Source organism: Paenibacillus xylanilyticus (assembly GCF_009664365.1).
Taxonomy (GTDB): domain Bacteria; phylum Bacillota; class Bacilli; order Paenibacillales; family Paenibacillaceae; genus Paenibacillus; species Paenibacillus xylanilyticus_A.
This window is the reverse complement of sequence record NZ_CP044310.1, coordinates 3419880-3440467: the sequence shown is the minus strand read 5'-3', so window position 1 is coordinate 3440467 and position 20588 is coordinate 3419880. Positions and strand designations below refer to the sequence as shown.

17 protein-coding genes are annotated in these 20588 nt (G+C 42.2%); 14 read left to right on the top strand and 3 right to left on the bottom strand.

Annotated elements, in window-relative coordinates; genetic code table 11:
- Nucleotides 1–51 precede the first annotated feature (51 nt).
- The 5 genes from F4V51_RS15325 (at nucleotide 52) to F4V51_RS15305 (ending at nucleotide 6998) form a co-directional block, all read left to right on the top strand.
- Complete coding sequence (locus tag F4V51_RS15325) at nucleotides 52–1284, top strand: cytochrome P450 family protein (protein ID WP_153978664.1); 1233 nt, start codon at nucleotides 52–54, stop codon at nucleotides 1282–1284.
- A gap of 320 nt (nucleotides 1285–1604) precedes the next feature.
- Entirely contained in the window at nucleotides 1605–2363 is a 759-nt protein-coding gene (locus F4V51_RS15320) for an SDR family NAD(P)-dependent oxidoreductase (RefSeq protein ID WP_153980717.1), read from the top strand.
- 327 nt (nucleotides 2364–2690) lie between these two features.
- Nucleotides 2691–3902 carry a sensor histidine kinase gene (locus tag F4V51_RS15315; protein ID WP_153978663.1) on the top strand — a complete coding sequence of 404 codons (1212 nt, stop codon included), beginning with the start codon at nucleotides 2691–2693 and terminating at the stop codon, nucleotides 3900–3902.
- On the top strand, nucleotides 3903–4574 hold the full coding sequence (locus tag F4V51_RS15310; RefSeq protein WP_095286898.1) for a response regulator: 672 nt from the start codon (nucleotides 3903–3905) through the stop codon (nucleotides 4572–4574).
- A gap of 201 nt (nucleotides 4575–4775) precedes the next feature.
- Nucleotides 4776–6998, top strand: coding sequence for an MMPL family transporter (locus F4V51_RS15305; RefSeq protein ID WP_153978662.1), 2223 nt, complete (start codon nucleotides 4776–4778; stop codon nucleotides 6996–6998).
- Between the two features lie 164 nt (nucleotides 6999–7162).
- On the opposite strand, the gene F4V51_RS15300 is transcribed toward F4V51_RS15305, so the two are convergent.
- Complete coding sequence (locus F4V51_RS15300; RefSeq protein WP_268893548.1) at nucleotides 7163–7747, bottom strand: TetR/AcrR family transcriptional regulator; 585 nt, start codon at nucleotides 7745–7747, stop codon at nucleotides 7163–7165.
- 393 nt (nucleotides 7748–8140) lie between these two features.
- Between F4V51_RS15300 and F4V51_RS15295 the strand changes: the two genes are divergently transcribed.
- The 9 genes from F4V51_RS15295 to F4V51_RS15255 all read left to right on the top strand — a co-directional run bounded on the left by F4V51_RS15295 (nucleotide 8141) and on the right by F4V51_RS15255 (nucleotide 18643).
- Complete coding sequence (locus F4V51_RS15295) at nucleotides 8141–9526, top strand: lytic polysaccharide monooxygenase (RefSeq protein ID WP_153978660.1); 1386 nt, start codon at nucleotides 8141–8143, stop codon at nucleotides 9524–9526.
- 285 nt (nucleotides 9527–9811) lie between these two features.
- A complete protein-coding gene (locus tag F4V51_RS15290) occupies nucleotides 9812–10600 on the top strand; it encodes a glucose 1-dehydrogenase (RefSeq protein WP_153978659.1) in 789 nt (262 codons plus the stop codon).
- Nucleotides 10601–11091: 491 nt separating this feature from the next.
- Nucleotides 11092–11655, top strand: coding sequence for a GNAT family N-acetyltransferase (locus tag F4V51_RS15285; protein WP_153978658.1), 564 nt, complete (start codon nucleotides 11092–11094; stop codon nucleotides 11653–11655).
- Nucleotides 11656–12087: 432 nt separating this feature from the next.
- Complete coding sequence (locus tag F4V51_RS15280; RefSeq protein WP_153978657.1) at nucleotides 12088–13554, top strand: spore germination protein; 1467 nt, start codon at nucleotides 12088–12090, stop codon at nucleotides 13552–13554.
- Nucleotides 13527–14672 (top strand): GerAB/ArcD/ProY family transporter, encoded by a 1146-nt coding sequence (locus tag F4V51_RS15275; RefSeq protein ID WP_236146560.1) that lies wholly within the window; start codon nucleotides 13527–13529, stop codon nucleotides 14670–14672. The genes F4V51_RS15280 and F4V51_RS15275 overlap by 28 nt, the downstream gene beginning before the upstream one ends.
- Entirely contained in the window at nucleotides 14669–15763 is a 1095-nt protein-coding gene (locus tag F4V51_RS15270; RefSeq protein ID WP_153978656.1) for a Ger(x)C family spore germination protein, read from the top strand. Before F4V51_RS15275 ends, F4V51_RS15270 begins: the two co-directional genes overlap by 4 nt.
- Before the next feature lie 433 nt (nucleotides 15764–16196).
- On the top strand, nucleotides 16197–16757 hold the full coding sequence (locus F4V51_RS15265) for a helix-turn-helix domain-containing protein (protein WP_153978655.1): 561 nt from the start codon (nucleotides 16197–16199) through the stop codon (nucleotides 16755–16757).
- 217 nt (nucleotides 16758–16974) lie between these two features.
- Nucleotides 16975–18219, top strand: a complete 1245-nt coding sequence (locus F4V51_RS15260) for a CynX/NimT family MFS transporter (protein WP_153978654.1) — start codon at nucleotides 16975–16977, stop codon at nucleotides 18217–18219.
- The gene (locus tag F4V51_RS15255; protein ID WP_153978653.1) at nucleotides 18212–18643 is read left to right on the top strand and encodes a universal stress protein; all 432 of its coding nucleotides are present in this window, start codon (nucleotides 18212–18214) and stop codon (nucleotides 18641–18643) included. Before F4V51_RS15260 ends, F4V51_RS15255 begins: the two co-directional genes overlap by 8 nt.
- 234 nt (nucleotides 18644–18877) lie before the next feature.
- Here F4V51_RS15255 and F4V51_RS15250 read toward each other — a convergent pair whose 3' ends face one another.
- Entirely contained in the window at nucleotides 18878–19585 is a 708-nt protein-coding gene (locus tag F4V51_RS15250; protein ID WP_153978652.1) for an ABC transporter permease, read from the bottom strand.
- Nucleotides 19560–20504 carry an ABC transporter ATP-binding protein gene (locus F4V51_RS15245; RefSeq protein WP_153978651.1) on the bottom strand — a complete coding sequence of 315 codons (945 nt, stop codon included), beginning with the start codon at nucleotides 20502–20504 and terminating at the stop codon, nucleotides 19560–19562. Before F4V51_RS15245 ends, F4V51_RS15250 begins: the two co-directional genes overlap by 26 nt.
- Nucleotides 20505–20588 lie beyond the last annotated feature (84 nt).

Sequence of the window (20588 nt, the reverse complement as noted above, 5' to 3'; positions counted from 1 at the left end):
TAGTCTTTATATTGCAATGATATTAAAACTATCATTTTGAGGAGTGATGCGATGTTTACCAATGAAAATCAAGGTCGTTCCAAGTCCAAAGTTGATTTTTTGGATCATTCTTTCATTCAGCAGCCTTTCCCAGTCTACGAGAAGCTGCGTGCCGAAGAGCCTGTCCATCGACTATTACTACCCAGTGGGCATGCTGCGTGGATGGTTACTCGCTATGAGGATGCCGTCAACATTTTGCAGGATGGTCGGTTTGTAACCGGGGTTCTCGATAACAGGAACAACGAAACGGAGGAGTCCCTTCCTTCGCATCAGGCGATTATTTCAAGGAATCTGATCAGTGTTGGTCCGGAAGATCATCGTCGACTGCGGCGCTTGATTCAGAAGGCATTCACTCCCCGGATGATTGAGAGGCTGCGGGGACGAATTGTGGAAATAAGCGATGAATTGCTGGACAAGATTCAGGCCGGAAACACTCGGGAATTTGATTTGATCGAGGACTATGCCTTCCCGCTGCCCATTATCGTTATTTGTGAAATGTTAGGCGTTCCGCTGAAGGATCAAGACAAATTCAGAGCCTGGTCCAACACCATTATGGAGAGTGTCAGCAATCCACAGATGAATCAGGAGAGCGATGAAGTGATGAAGGCTTTTGTCGATTACTTACAAGAACTGATCACGGAGCGTCGTAGCCATATTCAAAAGGACCTCATTAGCGATCTCATCAGCATAGAGGAAGAAGGTGACAAACTAACAGAGCAGGAATTATATGCACTTGTGTTCGTACTCATCATAGCGGGGCATGAAACAACAGTGAATCTAATCGGTAACGGCATGCTGGCGTTGCTGGAACATCCGCAGCAAATGCAGCTACTTATGGAGCAACCGGATCTGATTCAAGCGGCGGTTGAGGAAGTGCTGCGGTTTAATGGGCCGGCAGAAATTAGCAATGTTCGATGGGCTGCGGAAAATGTTGATTTTCAAGGAATACAAATTCGCCAAGGAGACATGATGCTGGTCGCTTTATCCTCAGCGAATCGGGATTCCAGTCGATATGAGAACCCTGATACGTTTGACATTACTCGTAAAGTCAATGACCACATTGCTTTTGGTAAAGGAATTCATTATTGTCTTGGCGCTCCACTTGCGAGACTTGAAGGCGAGATTGCGATCAACGCTTTACTTCAACGGCTGCCGGAGATTCGGTTAAATACGGATGCGGAACTGCTGGAGTGGAGGCCAGGGATGATCATCCGGGGACTCAAAGCTTTTCCGGTCGTATATTAATCGAAATAATAGTTTGAACCTAAATTAATCAATATATTGGAGAGATGAACCTAATGAGTTATGACGAGAATATCCGAATTGGTGAATTGTTGAACAACGCAGAATCGTTTGCTGTACTGGAAAAGCATTTGCCGGAATTCGTGAAGGAACCAACGTTCAAGATGGCCACTAACTTTACGTTGGATCAACTAGCTGCATTGCCTCAGGTAGATATTCCTTTGTCTACACTTCAGTCTTTGAAGGAGGAACTGGCAGCCATTGAATTAGGAGCAACAGCCCAGAAGCCAGAACCTGTTGCACCGACAGGAAATAAAGAAGGTATCTCTCTGGAAGGTAAAGTGATCGTTGTTACGGGAGCTGGGAGTGGAATAGGTAGAGCCAGCGCGGTGATGATGGGATCTCGCGGAGCGAAGCTTGTACTGGTTGATTTCAATGAGCAGACAGGGGAAGAAACGTTAGCGCTGGTTCGCGAAAATGGCGGCGAAGCTACTTTTGTACAGGCTGACGTATCGAAAGAGAGCGATGTGCAAAACTATATTCAAAAAGCAGTAGAAGTCTATGGGAAAATTGACGTGGCATTCAACAACGCGGGCATACTCCAGAAATTCCAACGTTTCCAGGATATCTCCGAGGAAGAATTTACACGGATCATGGATGTGAATGTGAAAGGGATCTTTTTTGGCATGAAATATGCATTGCAGGTTATGGATAAACAGGGATACGGCCATATCATCAATACTGCGTCCACTACGGCCATTCGTGCTGAACACAGTCTGGGTGCATACACCGCAAGTAAACATGCGGTTGCGGGTTTGACCAAAGCGGCGGCCATTGAATATGTTCGCAAAGGTATTCGTATTAATGCCATCTGTCCTGGAGGTGTAGCTACCACATTGACGGCAGCGGTTCCCCAATCGCTGCAGGAGAGCGGCTACGTGCCTGAAGAGTTTCCGAATATGCGGATCGGGCGTTATGCAGAGCCAGAAGAGCTCGCCCAGATCGTTGCGTTTCTTGCATCTGATTATTCCAGTTACATGACAGGATCAATCATCCTCGCAGATGGTGGCATCACACTCTAATCATTCACTGTACATCCCCCTATTAATCAAAAGATAAGTGTGCTTGTAATAAGTCTACAAGCACACTTATCTTTTATGTTTTAGTTCATTCCTTTTTGCGATCAGCAATAGATGATTCATGTTGACCTTCTGCAACACTACAATAATAGGAAATGGCCAGAGGGGAAACCCTTTGGGAGGTTTTACATCCTTCTTCAAAGTTATCGTCCATAAGTCTAACTTGTGGACGATTTTCATTACAATAGGGTATGTACGAAAGGGCATGCACGATCGTACATCTTATTGGCTGTGATTTGGACTATAATGACTTATACAAGAGGTGATCCCATGAATATAATACGGATGAAGACGAATCCGTCCGGAATAAATGAAGAAACGGACCCGATTGCGTCTTCTCGTATTCCGATATTGATCTGGCTTTGGCTTGTTGCCACGGCGACTTTAATCCTGCAAACCATGTCAGCTCCTATATTAGTACCCAGTATTTTCTTTGTAGCTGCAATGTTAACTCATACAATCGTGTACTGGGAAGTAAACAAACTTATACAACGATCCAAATTACTCTACATTCTTCTTCAATCAGGGTTAATTTTCGGAAGTGCCATGTTAATGCCAGACGGTATGCCTGCTGTATTGATTGGTTTAATTCCGGTATTGATTGGACAGACCCTTGCAATATACTATGAGACAGCGAAAATTGTGCTAGTTGCGTTTGTATTATATTTATTATTCTGCACGGTAACGCTGTTTACACGATCTGGCATGGATGTCGCCTTGTTAATTCTATTACTGTTAATGATGATCGTTGTCGTGGTATCCTATGCTGTGCTGTTCTATCGTCAGGTAAACGCCCGTGTTAGAACATTAACGTTTCTGCATGAGCTGGAGAAGGCTCATCAAAAAGTAGAGGAATTGACGCTAACAAGCGAGCGACAACGTATGGCAAGAGATCTGCATGATACATTAGCACAAGGACTCGCCGGTATTATAATGCAGCTGGAGGCCGTAGATGAGCACATGAATCGAGGAAGCTTTTCTCGTGCTCACGAGATTATCCGTAGTTCAATGGGACAAGCACGCAAAACATTGGCTGATGCACGCAAAGCCATTGATGACCTTCGAACCAAGGCAACACCGGCTATTACCTTCGGAGAGGCAATACAGGAACAAATTCAACGTTTCCAACAGGCGACCGGAGTCCAGGTCGTTTTGGACGGGAATGCTCCCAGTTCCATATCCAAAGTAGGCATGGAGCACGTATTGCACATTTTAAGTGAATCATTAATGAACATAGCCAGGCATGCCCAGGCAACGAACGTAACCATTCAAATGGCTATAGAGAAAGAAGATTTCCTTCTTATTATACGAGATAACGGAAGGGGCTTTAGCGTAGACCGAATCGGAAAACAATCCGGGCACTATGGCTTGATTGGGATGAATGAAAGGGCCAGGTTGATAGGTGGCAGTATAGAAATTGAGAGCGGTAAACAAGGAACGACTATTTTGTTTCGTGTTCCATTTGAAAAAGGAGAAGTCTGAATGAAATATAACATACTCATCGTAGATGATCATTGGGTGGTGCGTGAAGGACTTAAATTAATATTGGAGACCAGTGACAACTATCTAATTGTCGGAGAGGCTGAGGAAGGAGAAGAAGCGATCCGAATTATGTTAGACAAACAGCCTGATGTCATTCTTCTGGACTTAAATATGCCGGGGGGACTCAGTGGTTTGGATACCTTAAAACGCATGAACGAGCAGCACATTCGTATACCTGTCATTATTCTAACGACATACAACGAAGATGACTTGATGATCGAGGGACTTTCCCTTGGAGCCAAAGGGTACTTGCTCAAGGATACGAGCCGAGAACAATTATTTCGAACTCTGGATTCTGCCATTCGTGGAGAAACACTGCTTCAACCTGAAATAACGTCAAGAGTCTTTGCGTTTCATGCCAAATCTTCACAAGAATCCAAAACACAGCCACAACTATTAATTGACAAGGAGTCAGCCCTAATTAGTGAGAGAGAATTATTCGTTTTACAAGCCGTGGCTCGTGGTTTACGCAGCAGAGATATTGCTTTTGATATGGGTATTGCCGAGAGAACAGTAAAAGCATACCTCACTAACATTTATAACAAACTTGGAGTCAATTCACGATCAGAAGCTGTTGCAGTAGCTGTCGAAAAGGGGATTTTACACTTGTAACTTGTAAGGCACTCTTTCGTAATCAAAGATAAAATAATGGTATGCCCGTTTTGTCCTATCCCTTCTATGCCCCATCGTACATGAAAGGCTTGCCCTTTCGTACGATTTTTTTTTGTTTTTATTTCGTTACTATGGGGGTACAGAGCGTTTCCTTAGGCAGCTCTAGGATTTTTGTGGAAGTGAAAGGGGAAGAAATAAGCTATGGCAAAATGGTTATATCGTCTCGGGGGTTGGTCAACGAGAAATCGGAAAATGGTAATAACGATGGGACTAGCTCTTCTTATTGTGCTTGCATCTTTAGGACTTGGTATGGGTACTTCGTTTACCGGTGAAATGACTATACCAGGAACGAAGTCGGATCAGGCAGCGAAAGTCCTAAACTCAGAGTTCCCATCATCAGATGACGGTGGTCAGATCAGGCTCATTTTCAAAGCGAAAAATGATACATTGACTTCCGAGGCAAACAAAAATTACATTCGGCAAGCCCTGAAAGTTGTAAAGACGGATTTATCAGTCAAATCTGTAGCTAGCCCATTTGAGTCAATGACGCTCAGCGCAGATAAAAAGATTGGTTATGCGGACATTACGTATTCCAAACCTGCCAGTGAAGTGGATGAGAACTCGAAAGAACATGTGTTGAACATTGCAGAGTGGCTCGGTAAGGAAGGGATTCAAACAGAGATAGGAGGCAGTGTTGCATTTTCTGAAATAGAAGTTGGCGGCATATCCGAAGTCATTGGTATCCTTATTGCCTTCATGATTTTGGCGTTCACGTTTACTTCGTTTCTAGCAGCAGGACTACCCATACTTACAGCGGTCATAGGACTCGGAATTGGACTGATGACTGTCATTATTGGTTCTAATTTCGTATCGATGTCATCATTCTCTATTACGTTAGCAGTCATGCTTGCTTTAGCAGTCGGTATTGATTATGCACTATTTATCATGTCACGGTACCGTCAGCAGTTGGCAGAAGGATATGACAGAGAAACAGCCATCGCTCAGGCTAATGCAACAGCAGGAGGCTCGGTTGTATTTGCAGGACTGACTGTAATTATCGCGCTAGTGGGTTTATCCGTCGTACAAATCCCTTTCATTACAATGATGGGACTTGCGGCTGCTATTAGCGTATTTGTAGCTGTCCTCATTGCGATCATTCTCGTACCAGCCATATTAGCTGCAGCAGGGGACCGCATTAGTCCTTCTTGCGAAAATCGTTGGCTGAGAAAATGGTCTGGGCGCAAAAAGGAGAAAACAAACGAAAACGCATGGAGTCGAGTTGTCACTAGAAAGCCTTGGCTTACTAGCATTCTATGTATTGCCGTCTTAATCATATGTACTTTGCCTTTTCTGCATATGCAGCTGGGCTTGCCGGATAATGGCCTGAAATCGACAGAAACGACTGAGCGTCGTGGATATGATCTCATGGCTGAAGGATTCGGTGAAGGGTTCAATGGTCCACTCGTTATTGTAGCTAAAGCTAATAATAGTGAGGACCCTCAATCAGCAATCGCTCAAGCAACGGCTTACATCAGCGATCTACCGAATGTCTCTAGTGCAACACCCGCAATACCGAGTCCATCGGGAAATGCAGCCATCATTACAGTGTTACCTAAGACAGGCCCGCACGACATTCGTACGACTGAACTGGTGGAGACCATACGCGAAAAAGCCGATCAACAAAACAATAAACAAGTCGAGATTATGGTTACTGGTGGAACTGCGGTAAACATTGATATTTCTGAGAAATTGCAACAGGCATTACCTAAGTTCGCTTTATTGATTGTTGGTCTGGCCTTTGTACTACTCATGCTCGTTTTCCGATCATTGCTTGTACCGATTAAGGCTGTACTTGGTTTTCTGTTTACACTAGGTTCAACACTCGGTTTTATTGTCTGGGTCATTCAGGACGGTTATCTGGCCAGTATGTTCGGTATCCCTGAGCCTGGACCGGTGCTTAGTTTCCTTCCCATTCTCGTCACTGGAATTCTGTTTGGACTTGCCATGGATTACGAGGTGTTCCTTGTAAGCCGAATGCGTGAAGACTTCACTCATACTGGAGATGCAAGACAATCGGTAAAGAGCGGGATAAACCATAGTGGTCCTGTCGTTACTGCTGCAGGCTTGATTATGATTGCCGTGTTTGCCAGCTTTATTTTTGCAGAGGACACCATTATCAAATCTATGGGATTAGCCCTGGCATTTGGCATACTCGTGGATGCTTTCATTGTGCGTATGACACTTGTGCCAGCGATAATGACCCTTCTTGGAAAAAGCGCCTGGTATATTCCTGCATGGCTTGATCGTTTGTTACCTAACATCGATGTAGAAGGCGAATCGGTTATGAGAGAAAACCATAAAGCCGCCAGTGGTTTTGATCAAACCATTACCGGAAAGACAGTTACTAGTGAAAAACATGGCTAAGTTCCGTCTATTCACCGATCGTATCTCAGATATTCCTCAGGAGTGAATCGACGATAGTAATACTCACCAGCTGTAAAAAGTAGGGGATGAGGGGGCTGCCCACAACTGCAGTGCCTTCTCCTTATCATTTTAGGAATCAATTAAGCATTCAAACGTCATTGAAGTCAAGGTTTCAAAGAATCTAGGAAAAGACCCTTCAGTAAGTTGAATTGTTCGGAGGGGTCAACACGAGTGTTGAATGCATCGATACCTTCCAGCATGGACATTTTCTTGGAAAATGTTCCGAATACATTCATCATCGTAAGTAGAATGTTGACGGAATTTGAACTGGCGCGGACCGAACGATCCTGTTCTCCCAGTGCTGCCAATTCGGTAAACAAAGCAATAATTTTGCTATATTCCGTTTGATACAATTCCATATGCTCTACAGGCTCTTTGGAAAGCGCCACGTAGCATTCAAAGGCTTCTATCAACTTGGAGTTTTGTTGATGCTCAGCTTGCTGAAAGAAAATCAGGGTGTCGAATATTTCGTTTAATTTCTCGTAACATGTTCCTTCTCCATGCACAATCTTTTCAAAGATAACCACTTCGGACTGAACAATATATGAAGCAACAGCAACAATCAAATGCTCTTTCTTGGGAAAATAGCGGAATACAGTAGCTACCCCAAGGCTTGCAGCTGTGGCAATTTCCTGCATGGTAGCCTTTTCGAAACCTTGCTGTGTGAAAATAGATATGGCAGCTTCAATGATGCTTAAACGGCGTTTCTCTCGCAGCTCGCTTCGCTCATTTTCCTGGCGTTGTCGGGGTTGAATAGGGATAACCTCCTTGTCTTTTGTAACTCAGGTTATGCTAACAATTGCAATTCTATTTGTCAACGAAGCAAGGTATGAAACGGTATACTCAAACAGAAAAGTCGCTTTTAGCGGCTTTTTGTTCTTTCAACTAGGAGAGAATCGGTTCAATTATCACATGTTCAAACCAAGAGCTAATACGACTTTTCTCCTGTTTTTCAACAAAACAAATATCAATACAAGGTTTTTTTATCCAAAAGAAATTAGAACTTTGTTCTCTTACAGACTCTATGTAAAATTTTATAAAATTTTCTTGTTCACATCATCAGACTTTACAGGAGGATTATTATGTCAACTTATCTCTCGATCTCAGGTGTTAGGAAAACATCCTTGATACCGAAAACGGTCCTGGTATTTGCCACGGGTATATTGTTTTTGCTGGTGTATGCAAATGTCATCTCAGCTCACGGTTACCTAGAGTCACCAGCCAGTCGTGCATACTTGTGCCAACAGAATCTCAATAGTAACTGTGGTCAGGTCCAATATGAACCACAGAGTGTGGAAGCAAAAGGGAACTTTCCGGCGGGAGGCCCATCCGATGGGGAAATTACAGGTGGAGGCATTTTTCCGGAGTTATATACTCAATCGGCAGAACGTTGGACGAAGCTGGACATGCAAACAGGAAGCCAAACATTTACCTGGAAATTGACAGCGGCACATGCAACAAAAGAGTGGAAATATTACATAACCAAAAAACACTGGAACCCTAATGCTCCGATTGAGCGTAAGGATCTAGAACTGTTCTGTAGCTACAGTGATGGCGGGAAATTGCCAGAGAAATCGGTCTCACATCAATGTGATATACCAGCAGACCGTACCGGTTATCATGTTATTCTCGGCGTTTGGGAAATCGCTGATACTGGTAATGCCTTTTATCAAGCGCTTGACGTAAATTTAACGAAATCGGGTAGTGGAAATGGATCAAACATTGATGAAACAGCGCCAACAGCTCCAACAGATCTAAAAGCAAGCAGCATCACGACAAAATCACTTACACTTAGCTGGCATCCTTCGACTGATAATGTAAGTGTAATGAGTTATGAACTTTATCAAAATGGACACAAGATTGCGACTATTCCAGGAACATCTGTATCCTATGATGTAAGTGGATTAAGTCAAGGAACAACTTATACCTATGCGTTAAAAGCGATTGATGCCGCAGGTAATGAATCACCTCTCAGTGCGGAGATTACGGTGCAGACAACTTCTGCAACCACACCTGACACTTCAGCTCCAACGGCTCCAAGTCATCTTCACGCTCATACCGTGAGTGCAGCCTCGGTAAGTCTGATGTGGTCCAGTTCAACGGATAATGTGGCCGTTAGCAGCTACGACATTTACCAAGGATCAGATCGGATCGCTACTGTAAATGGAACCGTGACAAGTTATGAGGTTACTGGTCTGAAGTCAAGCTCGACGTATACATTTTCAATCAAAGCCAAGGATTCTGCTGGGAATGTATCTGAAGCGAGTAACGTGATTACTGTTACTACACTTGAGTCATCTCCTCCAGTTATAGAACCGGATGTACCAAAGGCTTGGGCTGAGAATACGTCATACCGCATCGGGGATCGTGTTCTTTACAAAGAGGTCATCTATATTTGCCGTCAAGCTCACACATCAATATATACTTGGACTCCTTCCGAAGTCCTTGCATTGTGGTTGCCAGAATAGTCGAAAGTCACTCAGGAATTGTCCTGAGTGACTTTTTTTTGAATGGATAGCTATCACATGAGAATGACAGTTTCAACATAATCGATTACAAATGTTTATTTTTGCTTACTTGGGTGAACATATGAGTATAAAACGTTGTTTAGCGGACACTTTGGATGTGTTTGATTATTCCAAGTGAATTTTTTGTGATTTATTATTTCCAATGTAAGGTTTTTTTTGAGAATTCGATTCTCATCTAAAATAGACGAATATTTCGTTAATTCACTTAATAAAGGAGTACGGATCATGAGTAAACGTTTTGAATCAAAAGTTGTTTTAATTACAGGAGCAGGCTCAGGTCTTGGGCAATCAGCGGCACTTGAAATCGCAAAAGAGGGTGCCAAGCTTTCTCTCGTTGACCTTAATCAACCTTCACTTGAAGAGACCAAGAAATTAATTCTGGAAGTTGCACCTGAGGCAGAAGTTCTTCTGCTTACTGCTGATGTATCTGATGAGCAAGCTGTTCAAAAATATGTGGATGTTACAGTTCAAAAGTTCGGTCGCATCGATGGCTTCTACAACAATGCGGGTATCGAAGGTACTCAGGCTCCTACAGCCGAATATGACAGTAAAGTGTTTGACAAAGTTATTGACATTAACCTTAAAGGTGTCTTTTATGGCATGAAATACGTTCTTCCCGTGATGAAAGAGCAACAATCCGGTTCCGTTGTCAATGTTGCCTCTGTTGGCGGGATTCGCGGAGTTCTGAATCAGGCGGCGTATGTCGCAAGTAAACACGCTGTATCGGGAATGACGAAAAATGCAGCAATCGAGTACGGACAATATAACCTGAGCATCAACGCTATCGCTCCAGGGGCAATTATGACTGCGATGGTTGTCGGTTCCCTTAAACAAATCGGTGGAGAAGAAGGATGGGAAGAAGCGGGCAAAGAATTTGTTAGCGTAAACCCTAAGAGACGTTTTGGTAAACCTGAAGAAGTAGGTCGTCTTGTTGCCTTCCTGCTATCGGGCGAATCCGAATTTATTAATGGTGCTGTCATTCCTATTGATGGCGGACAATCGAACCAATACTAATCACTTGAAGATCCCTCTTTGGCAATGTCATGAAGAGGAGGCTTTACATGAAAAAGAGCAGGTCATCCAAAAGATGGCTTGCTCTTTTTTTTGTGCTGTATATAAGTACACTGCTTCCCATCTGGATTATGACGATGACACTGTCCGTATTTTTCTCAGTACATGATCTATTGATATACTATGTGTTTCAGCCCTATACAACAAATTTGGAAACAAATATGCTCCAAGCAATTTTAGAGTACAATAATCATAGGAGAGGGGCGCATAGAGCCGCTCTCTTCGTAGAATGATCTTAATCTAACACGGTTAGTATATAAAGGGAGGATTTTACTGGATTCTAAGAGAGGAACGCTTAATGTGACACCGGAACCTTTTTTTTGCAAGCCTCATTGCTTTTTTGTTGGTGCAGCATCCGTTAATTACAACTTGGAACTTGGGATTTGGACGAAACAAAGCAGGATTTGTTTTGATAAAAACTGGGGGTGAAAAAAGTGCTGGAATTAGAGTTTATGACTATAGAGGCGTGGGATGAACCATTATGGGCCCGGATGGAGCGAATCTATCATGAGGCTTTTCCAAGGGGCGCCAAGACAAAAGCGATTCTTCGCAGTATGCTGCATCGGGGGATTGGTTATTTACATACGGGCGTGCATCATGGAGAAGTGGTGGCGATGGCAGTTACTGGACTGGTGGGGAATGGTGCAGACCGCATCCTGATCATCGATTACCTTACGATTGAACAGAAGCTGCGTGGGTCGGGTATCGGAACCTGGATGCTGAAGCAACTCAGAGCTTGGGCCATAAGGGAACATGGAGTCAAAGGGATAATCATCGAGGCGGAGTCCGGGACAACAGAGGCTCATCAGCAACGCATTCAGTTTTGGCAACACAACGGATTTGTCCTAACCTCCTATGTTCATCAATATAGTATGGTACCTGAACCGTATCAGGCAATGATTTTGCCACTGGATGAAAACACGCATGTGTCTGATAAGGGTGAGGAACTATTTCGTTATATCCAAGCTTTTCATAAGGTTGCTTACCGGAAGAGGTGACCCTTTTCCTCAATAACTGGAGAAGGGAAGATATGGATTATAATTCACGGATGGAAGCGATGTTAGAGGCGAAACGGTTCCGTAATATACCATAACGGCAGTCGTCGTCATACCGTTGGTCTTAAATCTGATGACACAATGGTTTAGGTGGTAAATAATGGTTATGGACAATGTAATGTAAGCGGATGGACATGAACATCAGTTCAGCATCAGCAATAAATAAGACATTGAGGCTTATGGATAATTCTTTCATTTAAACTAACAAATGCGTACCGACATGTTGTCGGTCGCGTTGGTTTTTTTGTTCATTTTTCCCAAAACAATTCGCTACCAAGCTTCCGATCCAGGGCCAGTCGTATGATTTTTCGATTACAGGACAATATACTAACCATATGATCATATTGATCAATTAGAATAAAGGAGGAGAAGACCATGGTTGAAAAACACGAACCTCAGATGGAAAATCCTCAAGAGTCCATGTCCATATGGCTTGATGAATTAAAACAGAAATTAAATCATATGGATGATGCCGAAGTTCTTGAACACAGAATGGGTACCGATGCTTCAGTCTATCTTTTATTTATAAAAACGTTAATCGATCCAGAGCGTTTGAACGAGGCGATTGTTAAGCCGCTTCATCGATCTACTGACCATACGGTTTCTTCAGTTATCATCAATTCCGATTTTTCGGAAATTACATCAATCGAAGATGCCGAGCAAAAATTAATGCAAGGATTTGTTCTTCTCTACGATTCCGTCAACGATCAGTGCCTAGGCGTTCAATTGGAAAATCCTCTTGGTCGGGCAGTTGAACCTTCCGAAACGGAAACGGTCATATATGGAGCAAAAGACAGTTTCAGCGAGCAAATCGATAAAAACATTACAATGTTGCGCAGACGTTTGCCTATAACGACATTAAAAACAGAAAGCTTCACTATCGGGTCACTGAGTAAAACGAAGGTTGTGTTATTGTACATAGACGGAATCATTAATCCGGAATTTGTTTCCCTTGCAAGAAAGAAAATTGAAAGTGTGGATTTCGATCAGTTTTTAGACTCCGCACAGCTTGCAGCTTTTATTGAAGATCATAACCATACGGTCTTTCCGCAGTTTCTACAAACGGATCGGCCGGATGCCTGTGCCTACGCATTAGGTGAGGGTAAGCTGACTTTATTAGTCTCCAATTCACCGTTTGCATTAATTGCTCCCATTACATTATTTCATCTGTTCCAATCACCCGAAGACTATTTCCTGCGTTGGCCGGTTGCCAGTTTCTTGCGTTTAATGAGGTATGGAAGTTTTATTATTTCTTTGACGATGATTCCTTTTTATGTAGCGTTAACTACATTTCATTACCAAATGGTTCCACTGCCGATTCTCTTCGTATTATTGGAATCGAGAAGCAAATTGCCTTTTACTCCGTTTGTGGAAGGACTTTTCATGATCGTAACGCTGGAAATCATCAAAGAAGCTAGTTTGCGAATGCCGACCAAAACGAGTCAAACTTTAGGGGTTATCGGCGGTATTGTCATAGGACAAGCGGCTGTGGAAGCAGGCTTTGCAAGTAAAGTATTAATTGTTCTGATGGGTATATCCGCTATTGCTTTCTTTTTGGTCCCCAACTATCAAATGACCAAATCCATGGTTCTGTTGCAAGTATTTCTTCTTATCCTTGCATCGGTTCTTGGGTTGCCAGGAATCGTGGTTGGATTGATCGGAATTCTTGCGCATCTCCATGCATTAACGTCACTAGGTCAACCTTATCTAGCACCGCTTTCTCCTTTTTACGGGAAGGATTGGATTGACCTCTTTATTCGCGGTCCCTTGATTTGGATGAAAACGCGTCCGAGTAATCTAAAACCATTACAGAAATGGCGACAGGAGAAGATGAAGAAATGAAGACTCTATCCTTATTCAAACAAACCTCCACCCTTGGCGGCATCCATTTACTTTTGTTGGTTAATCGTACGCAAATGCATTATTTTGTTCTAATCATGCCCGTTTATTTGATCCATTCCTATATGGTTTGGGGAATAATCGCCTTGGGGCTGCTGTCTCAACTTAATTTGATGATGCTGTCCAGATGGTTTGCTTCCAGTTATGCAGCCAAAGGCTATCAAGGATTTGTACAGCTTTTTGGAAAACGGACGGTTCACATTTTTGCAATACTTGGTTTTTTGATAATCCTGTTGAAAATTTCAATCATCACTCTGGGTTACGTTGAAATGCTCCATAGTTTTATTTATCCATCAATGAATAAAACGTGGCTGATCCTCGTTATTCTATCGATCAGTTTATTTGTGGCTTCACATGGCATGGAAAAAACATTGCGTTTTGTCGTAATCGCCTTTCTATGCGGGGCGTGGATCTTAATCATGTTTATTCCTTTTTTCTTTTCGTCGATTTCAAATTACCGCGATTTGTATCCTCTAATCCCCACCGAATGGTCAGGGCAATCATGGCAGGGTTTGCTGTTTTTATGGTCGGCATTTTCCGGTCCAGTGTATTTGGCCTTTATGGTTCCATGGTTAAGCTCCAACACAAAAATAACCAAATATCTTGTCATGGGCAACATGCTGACGATTTTGGAATATTCATTATTGTTCATAGCTTCCGTATTGTTTTACGGTTCCAACTTCTTAAGCAGGATCAACTTTCCGGTTGCATATATGGGAAGCTATCTTCAAACGAGCGCTTTAGAACGAATCGAGTACATTCTAATCTCTTTCCATATGTTTAATTATGTATTTGACATTTCAATTCTTTTGTTGTGTTTTTATGGAGCTGCAAGAGTTTTTATGAAAAAAATGAATTCAAGTACAACGCTAACCGGATTGTTGTCGAGTTGGTTCGTCATTTTGATAAGTATCATCATCATGGATCGATGGTTATGGCAAACGGTTCCGGGTCAAACGATGTTACTGAACCTTCAAATCTGGCTGGGCGCTTTGATTTATTTGCTTGTTCCTACGATCCTTTTCACTGTGGTTAAACGAAAGGAGAGTATGCAGGCATGATACCCTACAAGTATTATGGTTTATTGGCGATTGTAACCTTTATGTGCATAACCGGCTGCACTGCTCCATATGTCGAAAACAATCTGATCGAAGAGATTGCTCCTGTAGTTTTCTGGTCGGTTGACAAGGGGACGGAGGGAAAGTTTAAAATCAGCACTTTAGTACCCCCACTCATCAAAGAAAAAAAACGATTTCTCTCCAAGGAAGTTGATCTGATAAAGCAGGGAGGCAAGGAGTTTAATTTAATTTATTATCGGGAACTGAAACAGGGACAGCTGAGAATATTATTAATCAATGAGGAACTGGCAAAAAAAGAAGGCATTGAAAAGCTGATCAATACGATATTGGTTGATCCCGATATTTCAATGCGTGTCTATTTAGTGATTGTAAGAGGTGATTTTGATGAATACATAAAAAATCAATTGACGAAGCAAGAAAACCAAGATTATTTCCTTTATCGGATGTTAAAACATTACGAGAAGCATAACCAAGGTGAGATGAGCATTGTCAATATTCATCAATTTATGAAGAAGTTATATTCTCCGCTTAAGGATCCGATTCTGCCCGTTTTTCATGCGGATAAGAACAATTTCAATTACGTAGGAACAGCCTTGTTCCGAAATGACAAAGAAGCAATGGTCACTCAAGACATAAGCGATGAGATTTTTCAACTTCTGGATAACGATCATTTCTTAAAAGTCTTGGCTATTCCAAAGTTATCGATCAGTTTAGGACGAATTCGATCCAAAATTCGCATGAAGCTATCGAGTGACTATTCATCCTTGACTTTACATGTGGGCCTGAAAGGAAGAATTGAGGAATACCAGGGAGAAAAGAATATTCAAAGCGAGGAACAATTGGAACATTTCATTCATGAGATTGAAGTATACCTTGAGGAAAAAACGTCAGTATTATTAAAAAGCATGCAACAGTTGAAAGTGGATCCCTTAGAAGTTGGAACACATTCGCTCAAGCCGTTTTCTAAAGAATTAACGGAAGAGCAATGGTTGAAATATTGGGGAAGTATGAAAATTAATGTTAACTTCGACCTCAAAATACAGCCTTTAAATCATGTTGAACGGCATTCGTGATTAAAACAAGCTGCTACGAAGGGACTGAGCCTGACGAAGTGGGAGCTGGCCTGCTTCCTTGCTGATACTTTTTATTGTTAGGTTCAGCTCACGACCCCATTCACTTAGATGAACCATTTTAGCCAAATTGGCAATTTTTAATGGCTGTAAATAGTTATTCTGTAGCCAACGGGTGGCCTTCGCCACCCGTTGAATATTGCCTTGGTTTCCTACGATGGATTGATCGCTTGTCTTTCAAAATAACTTTATAAATAAAATGTTGTAAATCTCAAATACTTGGAAGTATATACATTATATCTAAATATTGAGGAGGGAGGCTTTCCAAACACAATTATTAGCAGAAGACAGTTGCGGAACAAATACTTATCGTCTGGAAAAGCACTCAGATAAACAATATACTAGCTATAACAGTTTTTGTTGAGGTGAATATTTAATGGATGAATTCAATGAATCAAAACAAATGGTATTACAATTGGGTGGTGCCTTGAAAAAGTACAGAAAAGAAAAAAATATGAGCTTGGATGACTTGGCGGAAATAACGGGCGTAAGCAAACTTACACTGGGGAACATCGAACGCGGCGAGACCAATCCAACGTTGGCGATTATATGGAAAATATCAAAAGGCATATCTATGCCGCTCTTGGCTTTGTTCAAATCAGAAGACCCTGTGAGTTTGTATCGAGCGGGCGAAGGACTGCGATTTTCTAATGATCAAAAAAATTGGATCATTGAACCCGTCTTTAAAAGCAACGGTATTGAAATGTGCCGGGCTTACTTACAGCCAAATAGCTCGTATTACCCTGAAGGTCATCATGTCAATACAACTGAAATTGCAACAGTAATGACGGGTTCCATTGAAATTCAAGTCAACGAAGAAATTCACACATTGAATCAATATGATACGATCAGTTTTCGTGCAGATTGTCCTCACGCTTATACCAATCATACGAATAGCGAGACAGTGCTCCATATCTCTTTAAAGTATGGTTTCTAAAGATCATAATTTGACTTATCATACAACTCCGAATTCCATGACGGGAATTCGGAGTTGTATTTTTGTTTCCAAACAACCAAAAATATAATAAAGAATAATTATTGTAAATAATAATATATTATAATATACTTTTATTGTCCGCGCGGATGTTATTGCGTCTTTTTTTAATCAGCAGGAAACAAACTATACGTATAAATTCAGAAGGGAGAATTGAAGAATGCCGAACCAACAAAATAAAAAAGCCATTCCATCCTCTATAGGATTTATCATTCTCGGCATTATAGTGATTGCAGCTAATTTACGTACTCCCTTAACCTCAGTCGGGCCTTTAGTGAGTCTCATAAGGGATGACGTTCAAATTTCAAATACATTAGCCGGCCTCATAACAACGCTGCCCTTGCTTGCCTTTGCTTTATTATCGCCTCTAGTACCCAAATTAGGACGAATGTATGGTGTTGAACGCATCATTTTGATTGCACTCATATTTCTGACGGTTGGGATTGTAATACGTTCTTTATCTGGCGCAGCTAACCTGTATCTAGGGACTGCAATTCTCGGGTTCGCAATTGCCGTATGTAATGTATTATTGCCTAGTATTATCAAAAGGGATTTCCCAAATAAAATAGGTTCCGTGACAGGTCTTTACTCCATTTCAATGAGTTTATGTGGAGCAATCGCATCAGGAATAAGTGTACCGCTAGCCGTGAACGCAGGTCTAAAATGGCAGGGAGCATTGGGAATATGGGGGATTCTAAGCTTCGTATCGATCCTTTGTTGGTTACCCCAATTAAGAAATCAAACGAGGCAAACAGCCACGACGAGCCAACAGAAGGACAGTAACGATGTCAATGTATGGCGATCCCCTCTTGCCTGGCAAGTAACCTTGTTTATGGGTATTCAATCTATGGTGTTCTATGTGTTGATCGCATGGTTGCCCGAAATTTTAAAGCAACAAGGAATTGACTCCAACCAATCCGGATGGTACCTCTCGATCATGCAGTTAGCCATGCTTCCATTTACCTTTCTTGTTCCCGTTATTGCTGGGCGAATGTCTAGCCAACGTTTGTTAGTGGGCATCACAACCACTTTGCTTTTGACGGGAACGCTCGGACTTCTTTACGGTAGTTCCGATATCATATTGTTATGGATTATAATCCTCGGCATTGGGGGAGGCTTCGCCTTTAGTTTGTCCATGATGTTTTTTGGATTACGTACTGAAAATGCCCATCAAGCTGCCGAACTGTCAGGCATGGCGCAATCGATCGGATATCTTCTTGCCGCAGTCGGTCCGGCCCTTATAGGATATCTGCATGATGCGACAAATAGCTGGAAACTACCACTTTTCATTCTACTTGGTGCTTCAGTCTTACTCTTTTTAGTTGGGATTGGAGCAGCAAGAAACCGTTTTGTAGGTAATCGGTATAGCTACGCGCTGCAGGGAAAGGAAGATAAAAATGTTTGAGAACATTATGGTGGCCATTGATCAAGATGAAATAACGAACAAAATCCTCGATGCAACCGTTGAAATAGCCCGAAACAAATCAACTCAAGTTACCTTGATTCATGTCAGCCAGGAATATGTATCGAATGGCATGACATATGTACCAGAGAATTTCTTGGAAGAAATATTGAACGAAATGGAGAAAGCGAGTTTGGAACAATTACAACAAGCCAAATCCAAATTAGAATCTGCGGGGATTAACCCGAAAACAGTTCATCTTAAGGGAAACCCTGCACATGAAATATTAAGATATGCAAGGGATACTAAGCAGCAACTCATTATTATTGGAAGCCGTGGGCTAAGCGGCATAAAAGAAATCATGCTTGGAAGTGTCAGCCACAAGGTTTCACAGCTGGCAATTTGCCCAGTTCTCATTGTTCATTAACTCCTTTGTACTGCAGAGAGGATGTATTGATATACGAACGTGGAACGTACAGCGGCATGGTAGGATTTTGTGTTCTACCATGCCGCTGTTTCAATATCCTTTTAGCTGATCAAATGCTGGCGCTGAAGATAATGGAGGGAGGGCCTGTAGACGATATGGTTGAGCCTTCCTATGCTACAGAGCTCAGATACATGTTGAAGGTTGTACTTTCCATGAACAATAAGAGACTGGTAATCACTGCTCTCTGTTTTGTAACCATGTAACCGTTCCAATGAGACCTAGGAGTCCGATTAAGAAAACCAGTAAGTAACTAGTAGCCAGCAACGGAAATAAAGATACTCCGCTTTCCTGCAAATGCAAAGCAGGGACAGACCATGGCAGATAGGCTCCAATGGCGGTAGGACCGAACACCAATGCTAACATTAAAGTTGTAAATGCAAAACCGATCGGTACCAGATAACCTCGCGATATACAGGCCAATAGGGCAAGAGGTGCACTTAATAATAGGTGGAGAGCACCAATAGTAAGTATTAAGAACAAATAATGTTGTACAATCGCAAACGAAAAGCCAGGAAGTCTGAGTGCAAAACCAAGTATTAAGGCATAAACCAAGCTGATCAACATCATTACAAAACACCAGAATATAATTGCGACATATTTGGCAATCGCAATTTTACCACGTGATACAGGTAAAACAAGCAAATCCTTGAGCGTTCGATCGGAATACTCTCGGCCGAATGTCCAACTTGTTACCAATCCAAACCCCAGCAGTCCAAACACAGATGCGTACAAAAACGCAGTCCGTTCAAAAAAGGAAGGCCAATTGGGCTGTCCTAAGGACAACGTGATCACAAACAATATAAACAGAAGCGTGCCCCATAAAACATAGGAACGACGCAATTTGTAAACTTCAACACTACAGGCTGTCAACAATGGTCTCAATCCGTTTTTCCTCCTCGGCTCCGATTACATTGAGAAAATAATGCTCCAAATTCTCTTCTTCAATGTTAAGCAAGGTAAGCGGTATTTCATGATGAGCAAGCAATCTCGCAATATGTTCGGGATGTTTAACGGCATGTTCGTCCGGTAGCGCAAAGCCGTTCGAAGTCGAATGTACCGCATACCCGGACTCTGTAAGAATAGCTTGAGCCTTTCGATCATCCTTTGTTCCGATTATCAACTGCTTTCGGCGGATGGTTTCAAAGTCTTTTGTTGTCAGTTCTTCAAGCAATACGCCTTTGTGAATAATGCCGATTCGAGAAGCCATTTTGGATATTTCCTCAAGGATATGGCTCGATATAAACACGGTAACCCCTTGTTGAGACGCTAGGGCTTTCAGCAGCTCCCTTATCTCGACAATTCCGGCTGGATCAAGCGCATTGGTTGGCTCATCAAGAATCAGGACGTCCGGTTTATGAATTAATGCTTTGGCCAATCCAAGTTTCTGCGCGTTTCCAAGTGACAAATCTCTTGCCTTACTATCTGCATATTGGGTCAAATTCAATTGCTCCATAATTTCGTTAACTGCCTTCGGAACCGATAATCCTCGCAATCTGGCTACTAAACTCAAGTTTTCCCTAACCGTAAAGGTAGGGTAGGCATAAGGAACTTCCACCATATAACCTACTCGTCTTGACATATCGGGATTCCCATTCGCCCAGCACTGACCAAATAAATACACTTCTCCAGAAGAAGGCTTACTCATTCCGAGAAGAGCTCGGATGGTCGTCGTTTTCCCTGCACCGTTCAACCCAAGGAATCCATAGATTTCTCCTTTCTTAACGGAAATCGAAACGCGATCTACAATAACATTACTTCCGTACTGCTTGGTCAAGTTAACGGTTCGAATAATATCTTCCATAGTAACAGTCCTTCCATAACCAAAATTAAACGAATATAAGAGCCGTCATCCATATGAGATGTTGAAACAAATTCCGCTGGCCAT

Bases quoted from the DNA above. Each gene is read 5' to 3' on its own strand.
- F4V51_RS15325 (WP_153978664.1), top strand. From the start codon at position 52: ATGTTTACCAATGAAAATCAAGGTCGTTCCAAGTCCAAAGTTGATTTT.
- F4V51_RS15315 (WP_153978663.1), top strand. From the start codon at position 2,691: ATGAATATAATACGGATGAAGACGAATCCGTCCGGAATAAATGAAGAA.
- F4V51_RS15310 (WP_095286898.1), top strand. From the start codon at position 3,903: ATGAAATATAACATACTCATCGTAGATGATCATTGGGTGGTGCGTGAA.
- F4V51_RS15305 (WP_153978662.1), top strand. From the start codon at position 4,776: ATGGCAAAATGGTTATATCGTCTCGGGGGTTGGTCAACGAGAAATCGG.
- F4V51_RS15295 (WP_153978660.1), top strand. From the start codon at position 8,141: ATGTCAACTTATCTCTCGATCTCAGGTGTTAGGAAAACATCCTTGATA.
- F4V51_RS15290 (WP_153978659.1), top strand. From the start codon at position 9,812: ATGAGTAAACGTTTTGAATCAAAAGTTGTTTTAATTACAGGAGCAGGC.
- F4V51_RS15280 (WP_153978657.1), top strand. From the start codon at position 12,088: ATGGTTGAAAAACACGAACCTCAGATGGAAAATCCTCAAGAGTCCATG.
- F4V51_RS15275 (WP_236146560.1), top strand. From the start codon at position 13,527: ATGGCGACAGGAGAAGATGAAGAAATGAAGACTCTATCCTTATTCAAA.
- F4V51_RS15270 (WP_153978656.1), top strand. From the start codon at position 14,669: ATGATACCCTACAAGTATTATGGTTTATTGGCGATTGTAACCTTTATG.
- F4V51_RS15265 (WP_153978655.1), top strand. From the start codon at position 16,197: ATGGATGAATTCAATGAATCAAAACAAATGGTATTACAATTGGGTGGT.
- F4V51_RS15260 (WP_153978654.1), top strand. From the start codon at position 16,975: ATGCCGAACCAACAAAATAAAAAAGCCATTCCATCCTCTATAGGATTT.
- F4V51_RS15255 (WP_153978653.1), top strand. From the start codon at position 18,212: ATGTTTGAGAACATTATGGTGGCCATTGATCAAGATGAAATAACGAAC.
- F4V51_RS15245 (WP_153978651.1), bottom strand. From the start codon at position 20,504: ATGGAAGATATTATTCGAACCGTTAACTTGACCAAGCAGTACGGAAGT.